The sequence below is a fragment of the Microbulbifer marinus genome, assembly GCF_900107725.1.
GTDB classification, from domain to species: Bacteria; Pseudomonadota; Gammaproteobacteria; order Pseudomonadales; family Cellvibrionaceae; genus Microbulbifer; species Microbulbifer marinus.
In genome coordinates, this window is the sequence record NZ_FNQO01000007.1 from 44347 (window position 1) to 68328 (window position 23982).

At 55.7% G+C, this 23982-nt stretch carries 20 protein-coding genes; 7 read left to right on the forward strand and 13 right to left on the reverse strand.

The window, feature by feature from the left end:
* The first annotated feature begins 104 nt into the window (after positions 1 to 104).
* The 3 genes from BLW36_RS16790 to BLW36_RS16800 all read left to right on the forward strand — a co-directional run bounded on the left by BLW36_RS16790 (position 105) and on the right by BLW36_RS16800 (position 1473).
* The gene (locus BLW36_RS16790; RefSeq protein WP_211567243.1) at positions 105 to 383 is read left to right on the forward strand and encodes a DUF6116 family protein; all 279 of its coding nucleotides are present in this window, start codon (positions 105 to 107) and stop codon (positions 381 to 383) included.
* Positions 384 to 496: 113 nt separating this feature from the next.
* The gene (locus BLW36_RS16795; protein ID WP_170833259.1) at positions 497 to 1033 is read left to right on the forward strand and encodes an RNA polymerase sigma factor; all 537 of its coding nucleotides are present in this window, start codon (positions 497 to 499) and stop codon (positions 1031 to 1033) included.
* Positions 1030 to 1473 (forward strand): hypothetical protein, encoded by a 444-nt coding sequence (locus BLW36_RS16800; RefSeq protein WP_091391236.1) that lies wholly within the window; start codon positions 1030 to 1032, stop codon positions 1471 to 1473. The genes BLW36_RS16795 and BLW36_RS16800 overlap by 4 nt, the downstream gene beginning before the upstream one ends.
* A gap of 84 nt (positions 1474 to 1557) precedes the next feature.
* Here BLW36_RS16800 and BLW36_RS16805 read toward each other — a convergent pair whose 3' ends face one another.
* From BLW36_RS16805 to BLW36_RS16835, 7 genes are all read right to left on the reverse strand, one after another.
* The gene (locus BLW36_RS16805; protein ID WP_091391237.1) at positions 1558 to 2535 is read right to left on the reverse strand and encodes an NADPH:quinone oxidoreductase family protein; all 978 of its coding nucleotides are present in this window, start codon (positions 2533 to 2535) and stop codon (positions 1558 to 1560) included.
* Between the two features lie 232 nt (positions 2536 to 2767).
* Positions 2768 to 3226 carry a MaoC family dehydratase gene (locus BLW36_RS16810; protein WP_091391238.1) on the reverse strand — a complete coding sequence of 153 codons (459 nt, stop codon included), beginning with the start codon at positions 3224 to 3226 and terminating at the stop codon, positions 2768 to 2770.
* Between the two features lie 60 nt (positions 3227 to 3286).
* Positions 3287 to 4063 (reverse strand): SDR family NAD(P)-dependent oxidoreductase, encoded by a 777-nt coding sequence (locus tag BLW36_RS16815; protein ID WP_091391239.1) that lies wholly within the window; start codon positions 4061 to 4063, stop codon positions 3287 to 3289.
* 2 nt (positions 4064 to 4065) lie between these two features.
* A complete protein-coding gene (locus BLW36_RS16820) occupies positions 4066 to 4842 on the reverse strand; it encodes an SDR family oxidoreductase (protein ID WP_091391240.1) in 777 nt (258 codons plus the stop codon).
* 27 nt (positions 4843 to 4869) lie between these two features.
* Entirely contained in the window at positions 4870 to 5928 is a 1059-nt protein-coding gene (locus BLW36_RS16825; RefSeq protein ID WP_091391241.1) for a phosphotransferase, read from the reverse strand.
* A gap of 13 nt (positions 5929 to 5941) precedes the next feature.
* On the reverse strand, positions 5942 to 7153 hold the full coding sequence (locus tag BLW36_RS16830; RefSeq protein ID WP_091391242.1) for an acyl-CoA dehydrogenase family protein: 1212 nt from the start codon (positions 7151 to 7153) through the stop codon (positions 5942 to 5944).
* A 26-nt stretch (positions 7154 to 7179) separates the two neighbouring features.
* A complete protein-coding gene (locus tag BLW36_RS16835; protein WP_091391243.1) occupies positions 7180 to 7851 on the reverse strand; it encodes a histidine phosphatase family protein in 672 nt (223 codons plus the stop codon).
* Between the two features lie 107 nt (positions 7852 to 7958).
* Between BLW36_RS16835 and BLW36_RS16840 the strand changes: the two genes are divergently transcribed.
* Both BLW36_RS16840 and BLW36_RS16845 read left to right on the forward strand, forming a co-directional pair.
* A complete protein-coding gene (locus tag BLW36_RS16840; protein WP_244506309.1) occupies positions 7959 to 8861 on the forward strand; it encodes a LysR family transcriptional regulator in 903 nt (300 codons plus the stop codon).
* A gap of 167 nt (positions 8862 to 9028) precedes the next feature.
* Positions 9029 to 11059, forward strand: coding sequence for an NADPH-dependent 2,4-dienoyl-CoA reductase (locus BLW36_RS16845; RefSeq protein WP_091391244.1), 2031 nt, complete (start codon positions 9029 to 9031; stop codon positions 11057 to 11059).
* A 204-nt stretch (positions 11060 to 11263) separates the two neighbouring features.
* Here BLW36_RS16845 and BLW36_RS16850 read toward each other — a convergent pair whose 3' ends face one another.
* On the reverse strand, positions 11264 to 12532 hold the full coding sequence (locus tag BLW36_RS16850; protein ID WP_091391245.1) for an MDR family MFS transporter: 1269 nt from the start codon (positions 12530 to 12532) through the stop codon (positions 11264 to 11266).
* Between the two features lie 569 nt (positions 12533 to 13101).
* Here BLW36_RS16850 and BLW36_RS16855 point away from each other — a divergent pair.
* A complete protein-coding gene (locus tag BLW36_RS16855) occupies positions 13102 to 14847 on the forward strand; it encodes a glycoside hydrolase family protein (protein ID WP_139304931.1) in 1746 nt (581 codons plus the stop codon).
* A gap of 534 nt (positions 14848 to 15381) precedes the next feature.
* Here the strand turns inward: BLW36_RS16855 and BLW36_RS16860 are convergent.
* Positions 15382 to 17757, reverse strand: coding sequence for a CapA family protein (locus tag BLW36_RS16860; protein WP_091391247.1), 2376 nt, complete (start codon positions 17755 to 17757; stop codon positions 15382 to 15384).
* A 279-nt stretch (positions 17758 to 18036) separates the two neighbouring features.
* On the opposite strand from BLW36_RS16860, the gene BLW36_RS16865 reads away from it, so the two are divergent.
* Positions 18037 to 18492 (forward strand): hypothetical protein, encoded by a 456-nt coding sequence (locus tag BLW36_RS16865; protein ID WP_091391248.1) that lies wholly within the window; start codon positions 18037 to 18039, stop codon positions 18490 to 18492.
* Between the two features lie 87 nt (positions 18493 to 18579).
* On the opposite strand, the gene BLW36_RS16870 is transcribed toward BLW36_RS16865, so the two are convergent.
* The 4 genes from BLW36_RS16870 to BLW36_RS17435 all read right to left on the reverse strand — a co-directional run.
* A complete protein-coding gene (locus BLW36_RS16870; RefSeq protein ID WP_091391249.1) occupies positions 18580 to 19845 on the reverse strand; it encodes an HlyD family type I secretion periplasmic adaptor subunit in 1266 nt (421 codons plus the stop codon).
* Positions 19845 to 22046, reverse strand: a complete 2202-nt coding sequence (locus tag BLW36_RS16875; protein WP_091391250.1) for a type I secretion system permease/ATPase — start codon at positions 22044 to 22046, stop codon at positions 19845 to 19847. The genes BLW36_RS16870 and BLW36_RS16875 overlap by 1 nt, the downstream gene beginning before the upstream one ends.
* A complete protein-coding gene (locus BLW36_RS16880; protein ID WP_091391251.1) occupies positions 22043 to 23473 on the reverse strand; it encodes a TolC family outer membrane protein in 1431 nt (476 codons plus the stop codon). The genes BLW36_RS16875 and BLW36_RS16880 overlap by 4 nt, the downstream gene beginning before the upstream one ends.
* A 164-nt stretch (positions 23474 to 23637) precedes the next feature.
* Positions 23638 to 23982 (reverse strand): hypothetical protein (locus BLW36_RS17435; protein WP_211567244.1); only part of this gene is annotated, 345 nt, incomplete at its 5' end.

The following is a 23982-nucleotide window of genomic DNA, read 5'->3' on the forward strand; positions in this document are numbered from 1 at the left end:
GAACACGTACCAGTCAGTAAATCTGGCGTCGCCCCATACCCATCCGCCGGAGTCCGGTAGCCCCGCCGACTATAATCCCAGAACCGACAGATAAGAGCAGGCCGATGAAAAGAGTGCTGCCCAGTGCCCTCGTTGGCTGGTTCCTGAGTTACGCCCAGAGGCTGGAGCACCCGCAGTTATTCAAGTGGATCTGCGCGATTTTCCTGGTGGATTTGTTTATCCCGGACCTGCTGCCATTTGTCGATGAATTTCTTCTGGGGCTGGCCACACTCTACCTGGCAAGTAGAAAAAAGCGTCGCCCCGAAAAACCCGGCCAGCACCAACAAGAAAAGTTTGCCGGCAAGGGAAAGGGTGAGCGGGTTAAGGAAGATCCGCGAACTTAGGAGCGCGACCTTGTGTCGTGGCCATGATCAGTCGGCAGCATCACTAGATCATAAAGAAAGCTCGCTACCCAGCCGTTCGAGCCGGCATTCGCAGCGCACGGAGGCGCGATACAGTGTCGTGGAAGGATTTTCATCACTTGGATGACGAGTCGTTGCTCGAGTACTACCACTCTACCCGTAGTCCCAACGCATTCCGCCAGCTCTATGCGCGCTACAAAGACAGCCTCTACCGCTACTGCACACAGATGAACCTCACCGGTGCCGACAGCGTACTGGAAGCGCTGTGGAGCAGCCTGCTTGAGAGTCCACCACAGCTCCACGGCCGCCGGCTCCGCAGCTGGCTGTTTATCCGCACAAACAGTTTACTGCGCAACTATGCGGGGCAGGATCCTGACTCGTCGCAACCGGCCCCGATGCAGGACAACAAGCTGCTCGCGGGTATCCAGCAATTGCCGAGAATTGAACGCAACATACTGCTGCTACATATGGAGTGCGAACTGCCGCTCGCGACGGTAGCCGACATCGAAAAACTATCACTAAAGAAATGCCGTGAACTCTATCACCAAGGCAAGGAAAGACTCGAAGAAATTATCCATGGTTCACACAGACGACCCTGGCGAATCGAAGAGGTAGAAGAGGTAACTATATGAGTGTTTGGGAGCGCCAATACCGGGACGCAGTAGCTAGCATTACCTCCCCGGTCACCCTGGACGACAAGATCCTGCTACAGGCTCGACAGTTCAAACCAGTCCGTTCAGATAACCGCTGGCTATCCAAGGCAGCCAGCAGTTGTGCGGCAATCGCGGTCCTGGTCCTGTTGATGCACCCGGCGCAATACCTCGGTGCCCTGACACCGGGGCTGCAATCGACAAATGGTGCACAGCAACATCCACTGCGCAACTGGCAGCACAAGCCGTCGCAGCCGGCACAGGGTATCGATCCGTGGTTTGAGTTGCGCAGCCAGGTGAATGCCGGCAGTTACATAGAACTCTGTAACCAGTGGCGTCAGCAGCAGCGAGGCTCCATCAGGGAAAAATTGCCTCGCGACCTGGAAAGCAAAGCGCGTGCACACTGTCGGCTATTGCCCTGAAGCACTGTAGCAACAGCGGCTTTCGCGCGTGAACCGGAGCTTGCACCAGATTATTCCGTTGCGGGCCGAATGCCTCGCAGACCACTAGCCGAGTGTAAAAATCACCTTGCCGCGTGCACGCCGCTCAGTAATGGCGGCGAATGCCTGCACATATTCCTCGAACGGATAGATTTCGGTTGTCAGCGGATTCAGTTTGCCCTCTTCCACCATCTGCAGCAGCTCGGCAAAATTCCGCAGATTGGCTTCCGGATCGCGCTGCGCCCAGCTTCCCCAGAAAATGCCCATGATGTCGCCGGCCTTCAGCAGCGGCAGGTTCATTGGCAGCTTGGGAATATCGCCAGAAGCGAATCCGATCACCAGGTAGCGTCCGGACCAGGCAATCGAGCGATAGGCTTCCTCAGTGAAATCACCACCCACCGGGTCAAAAATCACATCGGCGCCGCGGCCATTGGTCAATTCCTTGATGCGCTCTTTCAGGTTCTCTGTCGAATAGTTAATCAGTTCGTCCGCACCGACCATTTTACAGAATTCGAGTTTTTTATCCGTCGAGGCACAGGCTATCACCCGGGCACCCATCGCCTTTCCCAGCTGAATCGCGGTAACACCTACGCCACCGGCAGCGCCGAGCACGACCAGCGTCTCGCCTTTCTTAATCGCCGCGCGCTGCTTGAGGGCGTAGTAAGAGGTGGCATAGGTGATGCAGAAACCGGCCGCCTGCTCGAAGCTGAGCTTGTCGGGCATAGGCACCAGCAGGTGCTCTTTGACATTGACCTTCTCGGCAAATGCCGCCATACCCGGCATGGCGATGACCCGGTCGCCGACCTTGAAATCCTTCACCTTGTCACCGACTGCGCTGATCACACCGGCGCATTCGCCACCGGGGACAAACGGCAGCGGTGGTTTTACCTGGTACTTGCCCGCGATCATCAGCGAGTCAGGAAAGTTGATACCCGCTGCACGAACGTCGATACACACCTCGTCGCTTTTCAGCTCCGGAAGCTCCCACTCCGCGATGACGAGCAATTCCGCAGAGCCATATTCTTCGCAGATCAATGCGCGCATAGTTCTCTCCAAACACCTCAAGCGGGCGCTAGCGCTGGCGAGACGCTGTCTCAGAGTAAAACCAACGGTAGCTCCGACACTGTTCTTTATAGCGATTTACTCAGGCCGCCTCGACTAAGCCGACTGCCGGCTCAGCACAATGCTGCATATCGATACAGGGCTACATTTCCTGTCCTGCAGCAGCCGCGCCCGCCCAATCTTTACCCGTCTCGCCTGCTCCCTTGTCGAGCCGCTAAACGAATTGCATTACCAGCCATTCGGCTATCAATGCTGGCTTCTCCTCACCTTCGATCTCCAAGGTCACTTCCAGTTTCAGCTGGTACTGACCCGGTTTCTTCTCCAGTATACCCATTACTCTGGTACGAGCCCTGATATTGCTGTCCACCTTGACCGGATTGATAAAGCGCACCTTGTCGAGGCCGTAGTTGACCCCCATCTGCACACCTTCGATACCAATCTGCAGCTGCTCGGCAAAATGGGACAGCAGCGAAAGAGTCAGAAAACCGTGTGCGATAGTACTCCCGAAAGGCGTAAGCTTGGCCGCCTCCGGATCGACGTGGATAAACTGCCGATCCAGCGTGCATTCGGCAAAAGCGTCGATCCGGTGCTGATCTATATGCAGCCAGCCGGTGGGCTCGGTTTCGAAACCGACAAAGTCCCCAATCCTGTCGCGCGGAATCAGTGTTGGCATTTCGTACTCCTGGTTATTATCTTTTATCTAATCGGAGCCATATGCTGCGCTTAGCGGTGATCACATAGCGGACATGCCACCATCTACAGCGAGCGCCTGCCCAGTCACGTACGTCATCTTGGGCGACAGCAGCATCAGCATCGCCGCAATCACCTCCTCGGGCTGGCCGAGACGCCTCATCGGACAACCCGAAGCGAGGGACGCCTGGAAGTCCTGCTGGCTCACCCCCGGAGTTTCGATATCAGTCACCATTGGCGTCAAGGTAAAGAAAGGACAGATTGCGTTGACCCGCACACCGTATTTGGCGCTTTCCATGGCAGCGGTTTTCGTCAACCCGATGACCGCATGCTTGGCCGCCGCATAGGAGGAGATCTTCGGCGCACCGCCGAGCCCGGCCATTGAGGAGACATTGAGGACTGCACCGCCACCGCTCTGCTTCATCAACGGAAGCTGGTACTTGAGACCAAACAGTACGCCCTTGGTGTTGACGTTATACTGACGATCCATCTCCGCCTCGCTGGTCTCTTCCACGGACATCATCGGCGGCGCAATACCGGCATTGTTTACTGCAATATCCAGCCCGCCAAATTCCGCCTGCGCCAGCTCCACCAGCGCGGCGCAGTCTCGCTCGGAGGAGACATCGCAACGGCGCGCGCGCGCCTCGATGCCGGCACCGCCGAGCTCGTCCGCCAGGGTCATCAGATCCGTTTCATTGATATCGCCCAGCACCAGTTTGGCTCCGCGCTCACCTAGTTCGCGCGCGAGCAGCTTGCCGAAACCGCTGGATGCCCCGGTAATCAGGGCGACCTTACCGGTAAAATCGAGAATCGGATCCATTGTCAGATACCCCCGCAGGAAGTCATGCCGCCATCGACCACGACGCATTCGCCGGTGGTATAGCTGGAGGCGTCAGAAACCAGGTACAGAACGGTACCGGCCATTTCTTCCGGTTCCGCATGGCGGTGCATCGGAATGTGGCCGATTGCGGTGTTGTAGATCTCTTCGTGAGTAAACAAAGCACCGGCGAAGTTGGTCTTGGTCAGGCCCGGCAGCAGCGCGTTGACGCGAATATTGAACTGCGCACACTCCTTGGCGAAGGCTTTGGTCATATTCACTACGGCCGCCTTGGTAATGGAGTAGATCCCCTGACCGACACCCGGCTGCAGCGCGTTGACCGATGCAGTGTTCACGATACAGCCGCCACCCTGCTCCCGCATCAGCTTGCCCGCCTCAACGGACATAAAGAAATAGCCGCGAATATTGACATCGACGGTCTTCTGGAAGGCACCGAGGTCCGTATCCAGGATATGGCCGAAATAAGGGTTGGTAGCGGCGTTGTTGACCAGGATATCCAGGCGGCCGTGTTTCTGGCGAATCTCGCCGAACACCCGCTCGATCTCTTCCATATTGCCGATATGACAGGGAGCCGCTTCCGCAGAACCGCCAGCGTCGACAATAGCGTCCGCCACCGCCTGGCAGCCCTCGATCTTGCGGCTGGAAACCATTACATGCGCGCCCTGCTCCGCCAGCAGCTTGGCGATGGCCTCGCCAATACCGCGACTCGCACCAGTCACCAGTGCGATCTTGCCGGTCAGGTCAAAAAGATTCGTTGCCATGATTTTTTCCTCACTAAGTTTTGATGTTCAATGTTCTTTGTCAATCACGTCCAGTGCCATCAGCGCCAGCGGTTCGACAAAGGCACCGACCTGCGCCGCATTCTTACTCGATGCATTGCCATCGTGAGCGCGCTTGGCGACACCCTGGACGATGGCCGCCAGGCGGAAAAAGCTGAACGCGAGATAGAAAGCCCAGTTGTCGATACATGCGATTCCCATCCGCTCACAGTAACGGGCGACGTAGTCCTGCTCGGAAGGAATACCGAGTGCGCTGCGATCCCTCCCCATCAGCCCGGAAATATTCCCGGCATTGGCTGGCATGCGCAGCTGCATACACTGATAAGCGAGGTCGGCAAAGGGGTGGCCCAGGGTCGAGAGTTCCCAGTCGAGCACGGCAATGGCGCGGCTCTGCGTCGGGTGAAACATGATGTTGTCGAGGCGGTAATCGCCGTGTACCAGGGACAATCGGCCATCGTCTTCAGGCAAGGCGCCGGCCAGCCAGTCGATCAGTTTGTCCATGGCCTCGATGGGCTTCAGCTCGGAGGCCCGGTACTGACCCTGCCAGCGATCGAACTGCCGCTCGAAATAGTTTCCCGGTTTGCCGTAATCGATCAGCCCGGCGGCCTCCAGATCCACACTGTGCAGTGCCGCCAATACGCGGTTCATTTCTTCGTAGCAGGCACCGCGCTGGGTGTTGTCGAGTTCCGGCAGGGCCGCATCCCAGAAGATGCGACCATCGCAGTATTCCATCACGTAGAACATCGAGCCGATCAGGTCGCGGTCCTCGCACAGGTGCAGTACGCGCGGTACCGGCACGTCGCTGCCCGCGAGCGCCTGCATGACACGGAACTCGCGGTCCACCGCGTGGGCAGACTTCAACAGCTTGCCCGGCGGCTGCCGACGCAGTACATAGGTCCCGGACGCAGCCTGTAATTTAAACGTCGGGTTTGACTGCCCGCCGGCAAATTTGCTGATCGCCAGCGGCCCACTAAATCCTTCGATATGCGCAGCCAGATATTTTGCCAATACTTCCACTGGCAACTGCTCTACAGCATCCTTCTTTTCTGACACAGCCTCTGTGGTCATCGTCGCCTCCAGTTTACTGCTCGGCGCCGTAACGCGCGGCCAGGTTACGGCCCAGCTGCATCATATGGACCTGATCGGGCCCGTCCGCCAGGCGAATGGTGCGCGCGTAGGCATAGTGTTGCGCAAGGTTGTAATCCTGACTCAGTCCGGCGGCGCCATGAATCTGGATTGCGCGATCGATCACGGTACACGCCATCTGCGGCGCCACTATCTTGATCATCGCGATCAGATCCTTGGCTGCTTTGTTACCGTACCTGTCCATCTGGTCCGCGGCTTTCAGGGTCAGCAGGCGCGCCTGCTCGATTTCGCAGGCAGATTTCGCGATATCTTCACGCACGGATTGCTGCTTGATCATCGGCCGGCCGAATACGACCCTTTGCTCCGCGCGCTTGGCCATCATTTCCAGCGCACGCTGGGCCTGGCCGATCAGGCGCATACAGTGATGAATGCGGCCCGGGCCGAGGCGCCCCTGGGCGATTTCAAATCCGCGCCCCTCTCCAAGGATCAGATTGCCTGCCGGTACGCGCACATTGTCAAAAATCACTTCCGCGTGACCTTCCGGCGCATCATCGTAGCCAAACACGGTCATCGGGCGCACAATCTTGACGCCCGGCGTATTGGTGGGCACCAGGATCTGTGACTGCTGCTGATAGCGATTCGGATTGTCCGCGTCGGATTTCCCCATCACGATCATGATTTCGCAGCGCTTGTTCATCAGGCCACTGATGTAGAACTTGTGGCCGTTGATGACATAGTCATCGCCGTCGCGCACGATCGAAGTTTCGATATTGGTGGCGTCCGAAGAGGCGACTTTCGGTTCAGTCATCGCGAATGCCGAGCGGATTTCACCGGCCAGCAGCGGCTGCAGCCAGCGCGCCTGCTGCTCTGCATCGCCGTACTGTGCCAACACCTCCATATTGCCGGTATCCGGCGCGCTGCAGTTGAAGATCTCCGAGGAGAACAGCACCTTGCCCATTTCCTCGGCCAGCGGCGCGTACTCGAGATTCGAAAGGCCGGCACCAAAACGCGGATCCGGCAAGAACAGGTTCCACAACTCGGCCTCGCGCGCCCTGGCTTTCAGCCCCACCATTATTGGCGGCTCACCCCAACGGTCTTCCTGCAGTTGCTGGTGATATGTCTGCTCCGCGGGATAGACATAGTCAGCCATAAATCGCTGCAGGCGCTCGAGCAGTACTTTCACCTTGTCTGAGTATTCGAATTCCATGGTTAGCCGCCTTTATTAAGTTATTCTCAGCTGTAGGTAATGAATTCGTGCCGCTGTTCGTGTTCCAGGTGCGGCACGTGATTGAAACTGTGCAGGCTGAAGCTGTCGGCGCCGACGAAGAAGCGGCTCACCGCCGTGTTCTTGATCTGCATGTTGAGTTTGATTACGGTCTCCGCCTGGGCACCGAGCACCTGGCGGACCATCATCGCAATGGCGCCGCCGGAGCTGACCACCAGTGTCCTGCTGCCGCGAGGGCTGTCGCCGATCAGGCCCAGCGCGTCCTCGATACGCTGCTCGAACTCCTGCCAGGATTCCGAACCGTTTATCTCACCAGCCGCCCAGGCCAGCATCGCTTTTTTCAGGAAGCGGTAATATTCAGGCTTGCCGGCACCCGCTTTTGGCACCGACTGTGGGTCGTGCTCGCCGTACCTCTGCAGCAGGCTGTGAAAGTCGAATTCATTCAACTGGGGGCAGATCTGCACCTGACCGGCATCCAGCGCCATCCCCGTACAGATGCCCTGCGCGGTTTCCCGGTGGCGCAGCAGACTGCCGCAGAGGATGCGGTCGAACTGCATACCCGCGGCCTGCCAGTGCTCACCCAGCCAGCGCGCCTGGCGCATGCCGAGCTCGGATAGCTTGTCGTAGTCTGCGGCGCCGTATGAGGCCTGTCCGTGACGGACGGTGTAAAACTCTGCCAATGCCTATCTCCTACCAACTAGGCCAATACCCTAGCGCTCCCGAATAGATCATCCAAGTTTATTATGCGAATATCTAATCATTCACAGCGTCAAACATGGGGTTGATCATGGTGCAGCTGCAACAGATGGATATGAACCTGTTCCTGGTACTGGAGGCGATCTACAACGAGCGCAACCTGACCCGAGCCGCAGAGCAGCTCCATATCACCCAGCCCGCGGTCAGCAACGCCCTCGCCCGCCTGCGCCGCACGCTGGATGACCCGCTGTTCACACGCACGACGGGAGGCATGAGCCCGACGCCGCTGACCGAGCGCATCATGCCCAAGGTGCATGAGGCGCTGGTGCTGCTTGGCGGCAGCCTCCGCGAGCAGCGCCATTTCGACCCCGCAACGGCGGAAAAGACGCTGCGCCTGTCGATGAACGATATGGCGGAGACACTGCTGCTCCCCCGGCTGCTGGAACGACTGCAGCAGGTTGCGCCGGGCATTGCGGTCGAGTCCTACTATGTGCCGCGCAACGAGCTGGTAAAGGAACTCTCGGCAAACATGCTGGATTTCGGCCTGGATATCTCTCTCGCCACTACCACCCAGCTGCAACAGCAGCGCCTGATCAACGATCGCTACCTGTGCATGCTGCGCGCCGACCACCCCCTGGCGAAGCAAGACAGCCTGACGCTGGAGCAATATCTGGCACTGGACCATATCCATGTTTCCAGTCGGCGCGCCGGACCGGGTGTCGTGGATATCGCGCTGAATAAGGTCGGGCGACGCCGCAATATCAAACTGCGCGTGCAGCATTACCGCGTGGCGCCATTAGTAGTCCTGCGCACCGATCTGGCGCTGACGATACCGGCGAGTCTCGCCAACCATTATCAGGCGCGCCTGTTTGAGCTGCCGTTCCAGGTACCGCGCCTGGACTGGCACCTGCTGTGGCACAACAACCAGCACGACGACCCGGCCAACCGCTGGTTGCGGGAACAGCTCCTGGACATGTTCGCGGCAGTAAAATAGCCAAGCGCACAGGAGCCCAAAAGCGGCCCTACCGGAAATTGATCACTGATTTCGACCGGATTGGTCACTGCCCACTATTGTTCCTGCTTGTTATTCTCCCCCAATCGATATGCAACTCGTTGCATATACAAGAACACCCTGATTGGTCACAAAAAGAGAGTTTCGCCATGTCCCAAGCCTACCCCCACCTGCTGGCCCCGCTGGACCTGGGCTTTACCACACTGAAAAACCGGGTGCTGATGGGCTCCATGCACACCAACCTGGAAGAACACGCAGGCGGATTCAGCCGCCTGGCGGCTTTCTACGCCGAGCGCGCCCGCGGCGGTGTCGGCCTGATTGTGACCGGCGGTATCGCGCCCAACGAGGAAGGCGGCGTGTTTATGGGCTCCGCCAAGATGACCACCGCAGAAGAGGCGCAACAGCACCGGGAAATCACCGATGCGGTCCACGCCGAGGACGGCAAGATCTGTATGCAGATACTGCACGCGGGCCGCTACGCCTATAACCAGAACCTGGTCGCGCCGTCGGCCATACAGGCGCCGATCAACCCGTTCACGCCGAAGGAACTGAACGGCGAGGAGGTCGAAGCACAGATCGATGACTATGTGCGCTGCGCGACCCTCGCCCGCGAGGCGGGTTACGACGGCGTTGAGATCATGGGCTCGGAAGGTTATTTCATTAACCAGTTCATCGTCTCCCGCACCAACAAGCGCACCGACGAGTGGGGCGGCAGCTTCGAAAACCGTATCCGCCTGCCGATCGAAATCGTGCGCCGCGTACGCGAGGCCGTCGGGCCGGACTTCATCATCATCTACCGCCTGTCCATGCTCGACCTGGTGGAAGACGGCAGCACCTTCGAGGAGGTGATCACGCTGGGCAAGGCCATCGAAGAGGCCGGCGCCACCATTATCAACACCGGTATCGGCTGGCACGAAGCGCGCGTCCCGACAATCGCCACCAGTGTGCCGCGCGCCGCTTTCACCGAAATCACCGCCAAGGTGAAACAGCACCTGACGGTGCCGGTAGTGACCAGCAATCGCATCAACATGCCGGCAGTCGGTGAAGAAGTACTGGCCAGCGGCCACGCAGACATGGTTTCCATGGCGCGGCCGTTCCTGGCGGATGCCGAATTCGTCAACAAGGCCGCGCAAAACCGCGCTGACGAGATCAACACCTGTATCGGCTGTAACCAGGCCTGCCTGGACCACACCTTCGAACTGAAACTGACCTCCTGCCTGGTCAATCCGCGCGCCTGCCACGAAACCGAGCTGAACTATCAGCCGGCCGCCGCCCGGAAAACCATCGCAGTAGTCGGCGCCGGCCCCGCCGGTCTGGCCGCTGCCACAGTGGCAGCCGAGCGCGGACACAAAGTGACCCTGTTCGAGGCGGACGGAAAGATCGGCGGCCAGTTCAATATTGCCAAGCAGATCCCGGGCAAGGCCGAATTCGAGGAAACCCTGCGCTACTTCAAGCGCCGCCTGGAAATCACCGGCGTGACCGTCAAACTGAATACGCGCGCCTCCGCCGCAGACCTGGAGGCCTTCGATGAGGTGGTCATCGCCACCGGCATCGAGCCCCGCACCCCGCCGATTCCGGGGATCGAGAACGAGAAAGTGCTGAGCTATCTGGACGTGCTGAAGCACAAGAAACCGGTGGGCAAGCGAGTCGCCATCATCGGCGCCGGCGGTATCGGTTTCGATACGGCGGAATACCTGACTCACGAGGGCGACAATTCCCAGGAGCTGATCGCCAGCAGCAAGCAGGAGTTTTTCGATGAGTGGGGCGTGGACATCCAGCTCGAAAACCGCGCCGGCCTGAAAAAGGCCGCACCGGTGGCCACACCGCGTCAGGTCACCCTGCTGCAGCGCAAAGCCTCCAAGGTGGGCGCCGGCCTCGGCAAGACCACCGGCTGGATTCACCGCACCAGCCTCAAGCACCGCGACGTACAGATGATCGCCGGTGCCAGCTACGAGAAGATCGATGACCAGGGCCTGCACATTCGTGTCGGCGACGAGCAGCACCTGCTCGAAGTGGACAATATCGTGATCTGCGCGGGGCAGGAGCCGGCGCGTGAACTGTACGAGGCACTGCAGGCGGGTTCCGTCAAAGTCCACCTGATAGGAGGCGCCGACGAGGCCGCCGAGCTGGATGCCAAACGGGCCATCGATCAGGGCTCACGACTGGCGGCGGAAATCTAATTACCGCGTCCACAGCGAAAACTCTGTGTATTCCAGTCTGAGCGCTAGCAGTGGCCGATATCCGCCAGGATATCGGCCACTTTTCCACTCGCTGTACAAAAAATTGAGGTGGAGCCGCGCGCGCGCCGCTAGCTCCTATGTTGTCACGCCCGGAATAAAAAAGGCCCCGAAGGGGCCGAAAAAAACAACGTAGACTACAAACGCTTATGGTGCCGGAGTCGCATCAGGCTGCAATTCCAATACCTGCTCCCGCTCCGGCCACTGGGGCCTGGATAGGCGCGCTGTCAACCGGTAGAGCGCGAACACCACTCCGCACAGGACGAACATCATCCAGTAGAGTGCGGGGCCGCTCCACCATTCGATCACGATACCGCCGATCAGCGGCGCCAGCGACCAGCCCAGCGAGTAGAAAGACGAGGCCCCAAAATAACTACCGCGCAAGTGATCCGGTGCCAGCCGGTCTATCTGTACACTCATGGTCGGAAACAGCACCGCTTCCGCGAGACTGACGACAAAGGTGGCCCCCAACCAGCCCACAAACCAGCCAACTGGGTTGAGCGCAAACCACACCTGCCCCACGGCCAATACAGCCAGGCCGACAATGATGCGTCCGTTGACATCGATATTGCGCATCATCTGCAGCAACGGAAACTGCAACAGCACGATGGTGGATGCATTCACCAGGATCATGCTGGAGATCAGTTCCACCAGCCGGGGAGCCTCGGCGCGCGTCAGGTACTGCACGAGACTGGAATCCATGTGGGCATAGATGAACAGCGTCAGCACATTGGCGATAATCACCACCAGAAAAACCTGATCCCTGCGCAGGACTGCGAGTGTGCTCGCCAGGGTCACGCTGGTGTCCCGGCGTTTGTGGGCCAGCCGCCCGCTTTCCGTGCGCGCGAAGCCCCATACAAATGCCAGGCTCAGCAACAGATAACTGAGCGCGGTCAACCCAAAGGTCGACTGCTGTGCACTCAGACCTGCCCAGACACCAACAATCGGACCCAGTGCCGCCCCCACGTTGATCAGGAAATAGCGAAACTGCAATGCCAGCTCGCGACTGTTCTTCTCCGGAATAAGATCACCGATCAGCGCGCTGGCCGGCGGTTCCCACACCGCGCGACCAATTGAGCAGAAGGTCATCGCGAGAATAAATACTGGCAGCGTCTGTGCCACGGCCAGCAGCGCAAAGGCGACAAAGTTAATGGCGGTTCCCGCCAGCAACATATTGCGGCGACCGTAGCGATCCGACAGGGATCCCACGTAAAACCCCAGCAGCGCTGCGCCAACGGCAGAGGCGCTCAGAATCAAGCCGATCTGCGCCGCACCGAGTTGAAACTTCTCGTATAACAGGATCGCCAGAAACGGCCACACCATAAAATAGGTGCCGCGACCAAAAAAACTGCCGATCAGAATTATCCAGATTAAAGGTGGAAAGCTGTGCAGCCGCTGCCACCACTGCCTGTCCATTGCACTACTCCTTGTCGATCATTACTCTCTTCGTAAATTGCCGGCAAAAAAAAACCCGGAAGGCCAGCCTTCCGGGTTTTCTCTGTGGAGGAAGGCTTTACACCTTCCATCGCTTATCGCTCTGTCAGGTGTGCGGGGTGATCACTGCGGTCACCGGGCGCATTGTGTGAGCCGCACATAGGGCGCGATTTTCCTGAACGCCACACCACAGGCGAGCGGTGGCCGGCAGCTGGTGCTGCAGAGCGGAGCGCATACGCGGTGACGTGTGGAGGTATCGGGAACTCATCGGAAACAATCGCCATTGACTTAATGGCATCAATAGTATCTGACCAATTGGCGTTTGCAAGCATAATTTGCGGTTAATGCCAGACATGGGGAAAAGCACCTCACGCAAGCGTGGATATGTGCACAGTACAGTCAACCGACAACATTCATTTGCACGTCTATACTCCACTGTGGCAATAGCCATAAGTAACGCGGGTCAATCACAACCCCACGGATGAAAGTGACCAGACGCCGAAGCTGGCGTCGCGAATGATTTGCAAGCCATGTCTTTATCAAACCTCCTAATGCAAACCCGACCAGCCGTAGAAGAAGAACTTTTCGCTCTGGCACCGCCCTATACCCTGTTCATATCCATTTGCGACGGCAAGCGCAGGGCCAAGGTTCGACACGCCACCGCAGACGACTTCTCCACTGCCTGGCGATCGGCGGCATCCATGGCACGCAGAGCGGCAAAGGATGCCAAAATGAATGTCTGCTGGCTCAGGGTGGATTGGGTCACTGGTATCGAGGAAACGACGTGGCGCGAAATTAAGCGGAAGCTCAAAACCCTCACTTCATCTTTCTTCCGCCAAGGAATTGCACTGGACCCGGATCTAAGATCCGCCTTCCTGGAACAGGAGATCAACGCCAACGCCATGTTTTATGGCGGGAAGAAGGTCGAACATGCAGTTCTCAACGAAAAGAAGTTCATGGCCTATGTGCGCCGGCGCTACCGCAACCATCCGGAGGTGGATTTTTCAGATGACAAGCCGGTCTATGTGCTGTCCACCAAGGGCGTCTTCACTGAAGGATCCGGGACACCCGTTCCCTTGCACGGGTCTGGACGACATGCCGGCCGCCGAAGAATCAAGGAGTTCGATGAGAAAATAGCAGCCAGGTTGATTGTAACCAGCAGCCAGTACCTGGCTAGACAGGTAAGGGCCAGCGGCCAATTTCGCTATGGCCGACATGCCTGCTTTGACAGGAACATCAACCACTACAACGCCTTGCGTCACGTCGGCAGCTTATATGCAATGCTGGAAGCCTGGGAGTTGACCGGCGATCAGAGATTGAAAGACGCCATCGATAGAGCCCTGGAATACCTGACGCGAGAGATCATCAAGCCGGTAACATTGCCGTCCGGTAAAGAGGTATCTTATGTTGTGGATGGCGATGAGATAAAGCTGGGCGGAAACAGCATCTGCGTACTCATGCTCGCAAAATACGTATCCCTGACCGGGAGCAAAAAGTACGATGATCTGATGGAGAGCATTTCCCTCGGAATCGACTATTTACAGGATCCCGAGACCGGCAAGTTTGTGCATGTATTGCGGTACCCTGACCTATCCTTGAAGGACGAGTTCCGGATAATCTATTTTGATGGAGAAGCCGCGTTTGGCCTCATGCGACTGTACGGAATCAGAAAGGATCCCCGCTGGCTGTCGATTGTTGAAAAGGCGTTTACCTACTTTATTTCTGCTGAGCACTGGAGGGCGCACGATCACTGGCTGAGCTACTGCGCAACCGAGATGATCCTATACCGGCCGGAAGAGCGGTATTACGACTTCGGCTTGAAAAATGCTACCGATTACCTGGATGCCATGGAAGGACGCATCCCCGCCGTCCCAACGCAGTTCGAACTGATGATGGCGGCGGAGAAGCTGGTTTATCGCCTGCAGCGAGATAAAAACCACGCACACCTACTAGAGAAATTTGACCTGGAAAGGTTTTACGACGGCTTGCATAAGCGGGCGCACCACCTGCTGAATTCCTATATCTGGCCGGAATTCGCGATGTATTTCAAACGCCCAAGCAGCATTCTTGGTGCATTTTTCATCCGACGCCACGGCTTTCGTGTGCGCATAGACGACGTTCAACACTATCTGTCAGGCCTGATTGGCTACCTCTATTACCTACTCCGCGACAGGAATATCAAAATACCGGACAATCAAGTCGATGAAGATACCGCCGCAGCCCCCCAGGCTTTCGATTCAAAAGCAATCGCCAGTGCCAGAGAAAGTTTAAAATTGGCTCACAGCAGCCCCGATTGATAGATCTTTCGGCAACTGCAGATTCAAAACTCGACGCAAACTGAGTTTGCGATCATCCTCCCGGTGCATATGTAGGAATTTATCCTGCGAGGCAATCAGACTGATACAGAATTTTTCCTCGCCGGTAAAATCTGTGGGCCGCTTCCAGAACAGATAACCGCAGGTCTGAAAATCCGACGGTATTCAAAATTCTGGGTCATCTCTTTTTTGCTAATGGTAAAGAAATGACACAGAATTCTGAGCACTACCGTAGGTCATGGAATATTTCTCCAATCTCTCTTTTTAAAGCCCAAAATATCGCCTTTTTTGGCACTTCGGGACATAGACTATGTGATACCTGCAACAATCCTTGACGTGAGCTTGGCTCTGCCAACCTCTCATATGGCCTCCTATATAGAACTTGCCGGTGCATGTGAGGCCATATTGTCTACCCTGCACGACTGAACGGCAGAACCCTGTCACGCCTCACCGCCAGAGGCGGTGACTTACTTAGCTACGCGTTAATTAATTACAGCCTCTCACGAACATGTATTCTCAGCCAAATGGAAAATGCTGGAACGTCTTTCCATTCAGCAAGTCTTGGTACAGCCTGGAACGTGCCTGAAGATACTCTTCACCCAGTAACCTATCGTACTTTTGATTAAACCTGTCCCACTGTCCGGGCCGAGGGGTAAACTCGCCAAGCACCATACCATCCACGCTCTTGAGCATATCGATACGCATGAATGGCACCGGCAAGTTCAGGCTTACTTTTTCAACTTCCTCTATCTGTTGCACGCTTACACCATCCCCGATCCACGTCTCGCTATCGTACTTCCCAGTATCAGTGAGGCGCCTACCATCTCGCGACCAAAAACAATGTCGAGGATTTTCGCCACGAACTATTTCAAGAATCAAAACGACTTTTCCATAGAATGAATAAAACTTTATATCTCGAGCCGGGGTCATCAATTGCAAATCCTCCAGAATCATATCCTCAACAATCCAACGATCCCGAACTCCACCTGTTACTACATTGTCTTTAATAACGTATTTATTCGTATACTCTGTAAATTCACGCCATGATGAGAAATTCAAATTATTTTTTAGCACACGAATATGATTTTCATCAAAATAAAATGCGACACCCACTGTACCGGTAGCCCTAACTGGCTTTAATACCGCAGGTCTACCTGGCTGTTTAATTTCACGAAATTTGCACACCTCATTATTACAATCCGGACGACGCAAACCAATCTTATCGGCAAACTCATACGCCTTGGTTTTATGATCTAGATTCCACGCAAATACCGGTATTCCAATCCTTTTTTCTTCAGAGTTCTGCATCATAATAGAATGAAATGATATAGCCTTGAGTACTGGAACTTTCCTTTTCTCGATATGCCTCAGCATCTGGTGGGTTAATTGATTTGGCTGTGCATTTTCTACCAAACGACTCATTTGCATTTTATTAAAGCCATTATCACGCAGGAAATTATTTTTCGTAATCCTTGCCTTATAGAAAGCTTTGGCTTTTTCATTTATCAAATCGGTTATTTTCTGAGGCAAGTCCAAGGGGTGATCAGGGTTACTGGGAGAATCAAATAAATCTAAGATAAGGTTTATACATTCCTTCTTGTTAACTTTTTCTTCCACCTTACTAGTTGTTGCACTCCGTATCCTGAACCCCGGCGCCACCCGTGCGTTAGATACCTTCCTGGACAATGTTGTAACCAAAAACATTCCGCGCCCAGAAAGAACCTTTGCATATAGCTCTGTCAATGCTTTCTCGGTGCCGTTAAGTAAGGCTTCCACATCCCCGTCACAGAGGTTTCGCACCCAGCCGCGAATCGATAGGCTTTCGGCATATGACTTAAGAATTTTCCTGAACCCGACATGTTGCACCTTACCCTTGAAGATAACTTTCTCTGTCCTCTCATTGGGAAGCACTGACATTTGTACATTATCCCCAATTGGCGCATCACAATAAGATTTATGAGCTTCTACTCTAAAACCAGACTCTTTGTTATCTGTCATAATTTCATTTATCGTAAATCCCTGCTTTCCATCAATGTCAGCCAGGGAAACAATCAGGCTTTTTGGATCCGCCCCCTTAGCCTTATACCTTCCAGGAGAGTTAAAAATAAAATTACCGATAGAATAAAAAATTTTCCCGCCAGCAAAATTCTCCACCTTATCAGCTTTATGTGTGCCATGAGCAACTACATGGTCTGCCCCAGCGTCTATAATATCTCGGCACCAATTCTGATGATTCCCGTTTATATCCCGGTAATCCATACCTTGCCAATGGGGACACACAATCACGATACTATCTGGATCCGAAGCCTTGATATTCTGGATTCCTTTCTCCATCTCGTCAAAATTCGTGCTGGCAATACCGGGCCTGTCTTTTTCCGCAAAAAATCCATACTTGATATATCGCCTTGTTGCTCGCATTCCGTTGAAGACATAGACGCTTTTTACCCTTTCTCCTACCTTCGCCTCAATGCGGTAGGGCCTGCGTGCCTCCTCGAGATTTATGCCTGCTCCGATAGTCGCAATACCGTTGGAATTCAGCTTCGCAATCATGGCCAGCAACTTGTCCGGCCCATAGTCCATGGTGTGGTTGTTGGCCAAAGTGACGGCGGTCACACCCAATCTTTTTAGTACTTCGATGGTAACGTCTGGATCATCACAACCTGGGTATTGCTTGCCCTCTATCGGTTTACCGGGGTCATGGCTGAGCACCGTTTCCAGGTTGACTATGATTTCATCGCTGCCTTCTAGAATCGGCCTCACTCCCTCAAAGAACGATATCGGGTTGTTCAACAAACGATCATATGCTTGAGAAAATTTTTTCCTTGACCGGCGAAGGTAGTAGTACCCCAGGCTGGTATCTCCGCAAAATGTGATCCTAAATGACTCAACCATCGCTGTTCTCCTAGCGCCTTTTCCTCAACCCGCCCTACGAAGGAAATCTGCTCAGTGTGGACAAACCATTTATTTTGCGTATGCTTTTCCGCTCGTTTTTTGTGCACTTCGCAGCGGTGCTACATTCGAGCGAGGCCATGGAGGCATCAAACAATAAAAGTTCATCCTGGATAACTACCATATTGCTCCCTGTATAGGAGCAGAGGGGATTGAAAATTGAAAAAAATTACTCTAGCTTCCTGCGTCTTTAGCCTATTATTCCTGAGTGGCTGCGCCAGCGTGCGGAATTCCGAGATTTCACCGGGTCTGGGTACAGCCCTGGATGCCACCACCACCTACTACGGCCTGGAATACGCCGGTGCCACCGAAGTGAACCCGCTACTCAGCTGGGGGAACCCCCTTACCGCAGCGCTTGGATCTATCGCCCTCAAGCAGGGGATCAAGTACGCGGCCGTCAACTATATGCACGCGGACCCTTTCACAGTGGATAGCAATGTCGAGTCCGCAGGGGTCGCGGCCGGGGTGTGGAATATCGGTACCCTCGCCGGCGTAAACCCCTTTTTGGGTATCGCTGCTGCAATCGCCTCCGGTTACGGCTATTACAAATACCGCGTGCATGCCCACGCCATCGAACAAGCCAAGTACCGGCGTCATGCCGCCAACGAGGTCGAGGCACAGCAGCGGGAACAAAACCAACGCACCCCGCTTCTCACCGCACAGGCTGAGGCTCCCTAAACCGGTACTTCATCGTCGCACCGCCGACTTCGCCCTCGAGGTCGGTGGCAATCTGCAGCAGCCGCAAATTCTCGCCGCCGATGGCTGCTATCTTTCTCTGAGTGCCTCCCTTGCCCGGTTTACAGGCTTGACCAGGTAGTCAAAGACGGTTTTGCTGCCCGTCTTGATATCTACGGTAGCGATCATGCCGGGGGTAATAGGGAACTCGCTACCGGCATCGTTGGTCAGCGCATCGGAATCTGTGAGGATAAAAACCCGGTAGTAGAATTCTTCCGGTTTTATTTCATCTTGAATCGTGTCCGGGGAGATAGTGGTCACCCGGCCATCGAGGCCGCCGAAGGTCGCATAGTCGTAAGCGGTAATTTTGACCATGGCCGCCTGGCCAGGGTGGATGAAGGCGATATCCCGTGGCGATATGCGTGCCTCAATCAACAACTGGTCGTTCAGGGGAACAATTTCCATCAGTCGGCCGTTGGGGGGAATAACCCCACCAATGGTCGTCACTGCGATATCCTTTACAATGCCGCGTACCGGTGAGCGGTGCGTCAAGCGCGTGAGGGAGTCGGAGCGCCCCTCCAACACCGAAGACAAAGCCTGAACTTCCGCACTGACCATAGCCAACTGTTCCCGAGCCTGTATCATGTACTCGGATCGCGATTCGCGGATTTTCAGCTCCAGTTCCGATTTCTCACGGCTCAGGCGCAATACATCCACATTACTCGCAGCACCGGAACTCACGAGTGACTTGGTGATGGAAAGCTCTCTCTCTACCAGCCGCAGTGACTCCCCCAACCCCCCCAGGGTTTCCGCAAGGCTGTCCTGTCGGGTTTTGAACAACTTCGTTTCCTTTTCCTTGAGTTCCTCGTAAGGATCCAGTTGCTCGGGAAAGGTCAGCGCCGTACCGTTCACCTCCGCCGTCAGCCTGGCCACACGGGCCAGTGCCGCCCTATATCTGGCGGCACTCTCCTCCGCATTGGAGCGGAATTGTGTCGGGTCCAGCTGGGCCAGAACCTGGCCTCGCTCAACGATATCCCCCTCGCTGACTTCCAGGCTCAAGAGGATTCCCCCTTCGAGGGACTCGATGACCTGAGCGCGAGACGTGGGGACAACTTTCCCGGTACCAGTAGTGACCTCATCGAGCACAGCAAAATATGACCATGTGATCAGTGCCGCTATCAGCAGGAAGAAAATCCATACAACTCGGGTTGAGCGGATAACCGTGGCCTCGTCCACCTCGTCACTGTAATGCTGCTCCGCGCTGTGATAATCCGCTTCGAGTAGCGGAATGGAGCCCGACCGCTTTTGTCTGCCGGCGTTTGGTCGGCTCTGGTTGCCAGTGATAATGCTCGCCATCACGACACCCGCTCGCGCTTTCTCGACGCGCGATTTACTGTCTTGGAAATTTTTGCAATCGCGTTTTCCTTGGTGTCATCTATTACTATTTTTCCATTGTCCACCACCAGTACCCGATCGACCAGGCTGAGCGTACTTGCGCGATGGGTTGCCAGCACCAAGGTGCGATTCTTGCTCCACTCATTCAGGGCCTGGATAAAGCGGCGCTCGGTCGCCTCGTCCAATGCTGCGGTTGGCTCATCCAGCAAGATTACATTTGGCTGGCGGATAAAGAGGCGCGACAGTAGTAGCGACTGTCGCTGCCCACCGGAAAGGCCCAGACCACCTTCCAACACCATATGATCCAGCCCCTTGGGCAACTTCTGCACAAACTCCAGAGCGCCACTCAGCTGAAGCGCCCAGTGAATCTCCTCGTCTGTAGCGTGCGGCGCGCCAAGAATCAGGTTTTCCCGCAGCGTGCCGTGAAAAAGCGCGGAATTCTGGCTGAGCAGGCCGATATCCCGACGGATATCTGCCGGATCTATATGCGTCATGCTGATGTCGTCCAGGATCACTCGGCCACTGCTCGATTCCAGGCTGCCGGCCAGCGCCTGTAACAAGGTCGACTTTCCTGCACCATTCCTGCCGAGCACGGCGATGCGCTCCCCGGGACTTATCGACAACTCCGCAATCTGTAACACCGGCTCGGCAGCTTCTTCACCATATCGGAAGGTCGCATCCTTTAAATAGTATTTTCCGTGAATCACAGACCTGTGTACCCGCTTGCTTCCCTCGGGGTGGTCCACCGGCAATTGCATTATCTTATCCAGACTCTGGAGCGCTACTTTCGCTTGTTGCCAGCGGCTCAAAACCTGCGTGATTTGCCCCATGGGCGTCATCATGCGCGAACCGAGCAAAGAGGCGGCCACCAGGGAGCCGGTGGTTAAATCTCCGGATATAACCATGGGTGCGCCGAGCAAAACGATGACCGCAAAGACGGAAGATTGAATATTGTGTGTCCAGGTCGATAACAGATTGACTAGATAACGCAATCTCAGATTGGAGTCCGCTGTCACTGCATTGAAGTGATTCCACTGGCGCTGAAAACGCTGCTCGGCCTGCAGTGTCTTTATATCCTCAAGCCCCTGAATCGTCTCCACCAGCATCGCATTGCGCAGGGAAGATTCGCGTATTGACTCATGTGCCAGCTTTTCAAGCTTTCCCTGTACCAAAAGTGCGGGCACCAATAACAGCAACACGCCACCAACCGGAACCCATACGAGGGGCCCGGCCAAAACCCACATCAAAAACAGGAACAACAGGAAAAATGGCATGTCCGCCAGTGCCAGCACGGTTGTGGAAGTTACCAACTCCCGAACCCGCTCCAGCTCACGAATCTGGGAAATAAATGTTCCGGTAGACTTAGGCCTGGCGGAATTTCGCAGACGAACTGCGTGTCCGAATACCATATCGGAAACACGGATATCTGCGCGTTTCCCCAGTAGGTCGGTGATCCGCACTCGCGTCATGCGCATGATGAAGCCAAATACAACGGCTAGTAAGACACCACTGAATAAAACATACAGGGTCGGCATGGAATCCGCCGGTATCACGCGGTCGTACACCTGCCTAACGAACAGGATTCCGGCGAGCCCCAGTATATTGGCAACCGTAGTGGCTATCATGACGTGCCCGTACGGCTTCAGGTCTCGCAAGATGATCTTGCGAAACCAGTGTTTGTTGTCGGGCTTTATATAGTCATCAACCCTAGCGTCCTCCACTGAACGTGCGGGGCGGAGGATCGCAACCCGAGCAATCTCGTCGACGATAGCCTTAAAGTCGCTGCTGCTTTGCAGGCCCTGATCGCCACTGTAATTAATACCCACACTGCCATCACTAGCGACGGTTTCGATAACCCCTATCTGTCCATCCCAAAATTGTACAACCAGGGGCAGGCGCCAAGGAGTAAGGAGCGAGTCCTCGAAAGAGGCGAACTTCACCGTAAGGCCCGCCTGCCTGGCCATGTGCCTGAGGATATTTTCGGTAGACTCTTCCCTGGCCCAGTGCGCGGCAATGCGGACATTTTCGGCAGAAAATTCCAGACGGTAGTGCTTGGCAACCGTCAGTATCGCGTCCAACCAGGGGGCAAAGTTGGCACGGCGTTCGGAATCTGCCTGTGGCTGACTCTTGGCATCCGCACCAGAAATCTCAAGCTCGCTCATGGCATGACCTCCAAACCCTGTATTTGTTGCCCCTCCAGCTGAAACGCAGCTCTCATCTCTCCGGCGCTGTACAGGCAATCGATTTGCAAGCGATGCAAGTCGTGAAGAGTGTCTTCAATTTCTACCCGGGCCTGGTACAACTCCTGCTCGGCATTGAGAAGGTCCAGTAGGGTTCGCGTGCCAAGGGAAAAATACTGTTTGCTATATAGGTCGCGAGCTTCGGAAATAGTGCGCTTGCGGGCTTCGAGAATCGAGAGACTCCGAATCAAGCCATCGGCCTCCTCCTGGCTGGCGCGAAAATCACGCACAACCGATAGACGCGCGGCATCTACAGCCGCTTCCGCCGAATTCAGTGCATAAGCCGAAGACTGCCTGTTGGCCGATAGCCTTCCGCCCTGGTATATGGGCATCGACAGATTCAGGAACACGGAACTCTCGTGATCGTTAAGGGAATTTGCGTCGACATAATTCGGGTCTAGATAATTATTGACACTTGCATCCAGTGAAAGGGTTGGCCAGGATTTGGCTTTTGCATTTTTGACCTGTGCCAAAGCCTCCGCATAGGAAGATTGAGCGACCAGCAACTCGGGTACAGAGGAAAAATCAGGGCTATCCTCCCGGCAGGCCGTGGTAACTGGCCCGGGCACATTCATAGCCAGAGCAACGCGGGAGTGGGTACCCATCAGGTTCTGTAAGATGCTGCGCTGTCGGTTGAGCTGCCCCAGAACCCGCTGCTTGGTGGCGCGGGCTGCCTCAATTCGCGTCTGAGCCTGCAGTACATCTGAGCGCGAACTCGCGCCCTTGTCGCTGCGCATTTGGACTAGTGAAGCGATGCCGGACAATGCTTTGATCTGTTCTTCGGATGTTTTCAAGCGTGCCTGGTAGCGCTGGACCTCTATTCCCGCCCTCGCGGTATCACGGGCGACCGTGTCTATGGACTTCAACACCGCGGCCTGGGATCTTCTCGCACGGGCAGTGGCCAGATCGACGTCACTGGATACCTTGCCGAAGTCGTAGATCAACTGGGAGGCATAGAGCTGTATGGCGTGTCCGTTGCCATCCCTGCTGCTCTCGGTATCCTTTCCGGCAATCAGGTTTACTCCCAACTCTGGAAAGTAACCCGCCCGAGCCGCGCGTACGTTTTCTTGGCGTTCATTGAGTGCGCCGATGGTTTCGGAAATACTGGGGTGCCAGCCCACAGCCTGGCGAACGGCCTCGACCAGCCCTATTTCAGTGGTGGGCGGCTGCCCCCGACTCGCGCTGTAGTTTCGGGCTCGCGACTCGACCACTTCCGATCGCAGGGAAGCTTCCAGCTCCCTTTCACTGATCGCAGCTGTTTCCGCTGAATCCTCTGCGATGGACTGAGATACACACAAGAACAGCAGTGTGCTGAGCGCAACCTTCCATAGTCGTTTTATTAAATCCACTATGTCTCACTTGGTTCCGATAGCCACTATATATGCATCGTCCCTCCCTGCATTCGCGCGGAGGCAGAACGATGCCACTTATTAAATAGCGATTTTTAGCTTAGCCCAAAAAAACACCGGGCCTTGCGGCCCGGTGTTTTTAGTCTTGGAAAACCTCCGTTGAATCAGACGTATTCGTCCGGGTTTGACAGGTCCTGCAGAGGATCATCCTCGAGGCTATGTAGCTCGGTATTCTCCCCGGTACTGTTCTCCACCGGACCGGAACCACTCAGAGCATCGATCGCTGCCTGAATAACAGCCTCCTCGCTGCCATCAGCTCCGTCCCACACATCCGTGAGATCGAGCGCCTCGTCTGAACTGTCCTCGAGATTCGTTTCAACGGCTTCTCCATAGACATCGCGATAGTCGTCGTCATCGCCGTCGTCATCGTCGTCGCCCTTGTCGTCATCGGGATAGTCGTCGTCGTCATCGTCGTCGTCGTCGTCATCGTCGTCGTCGTCGTCGTCGTC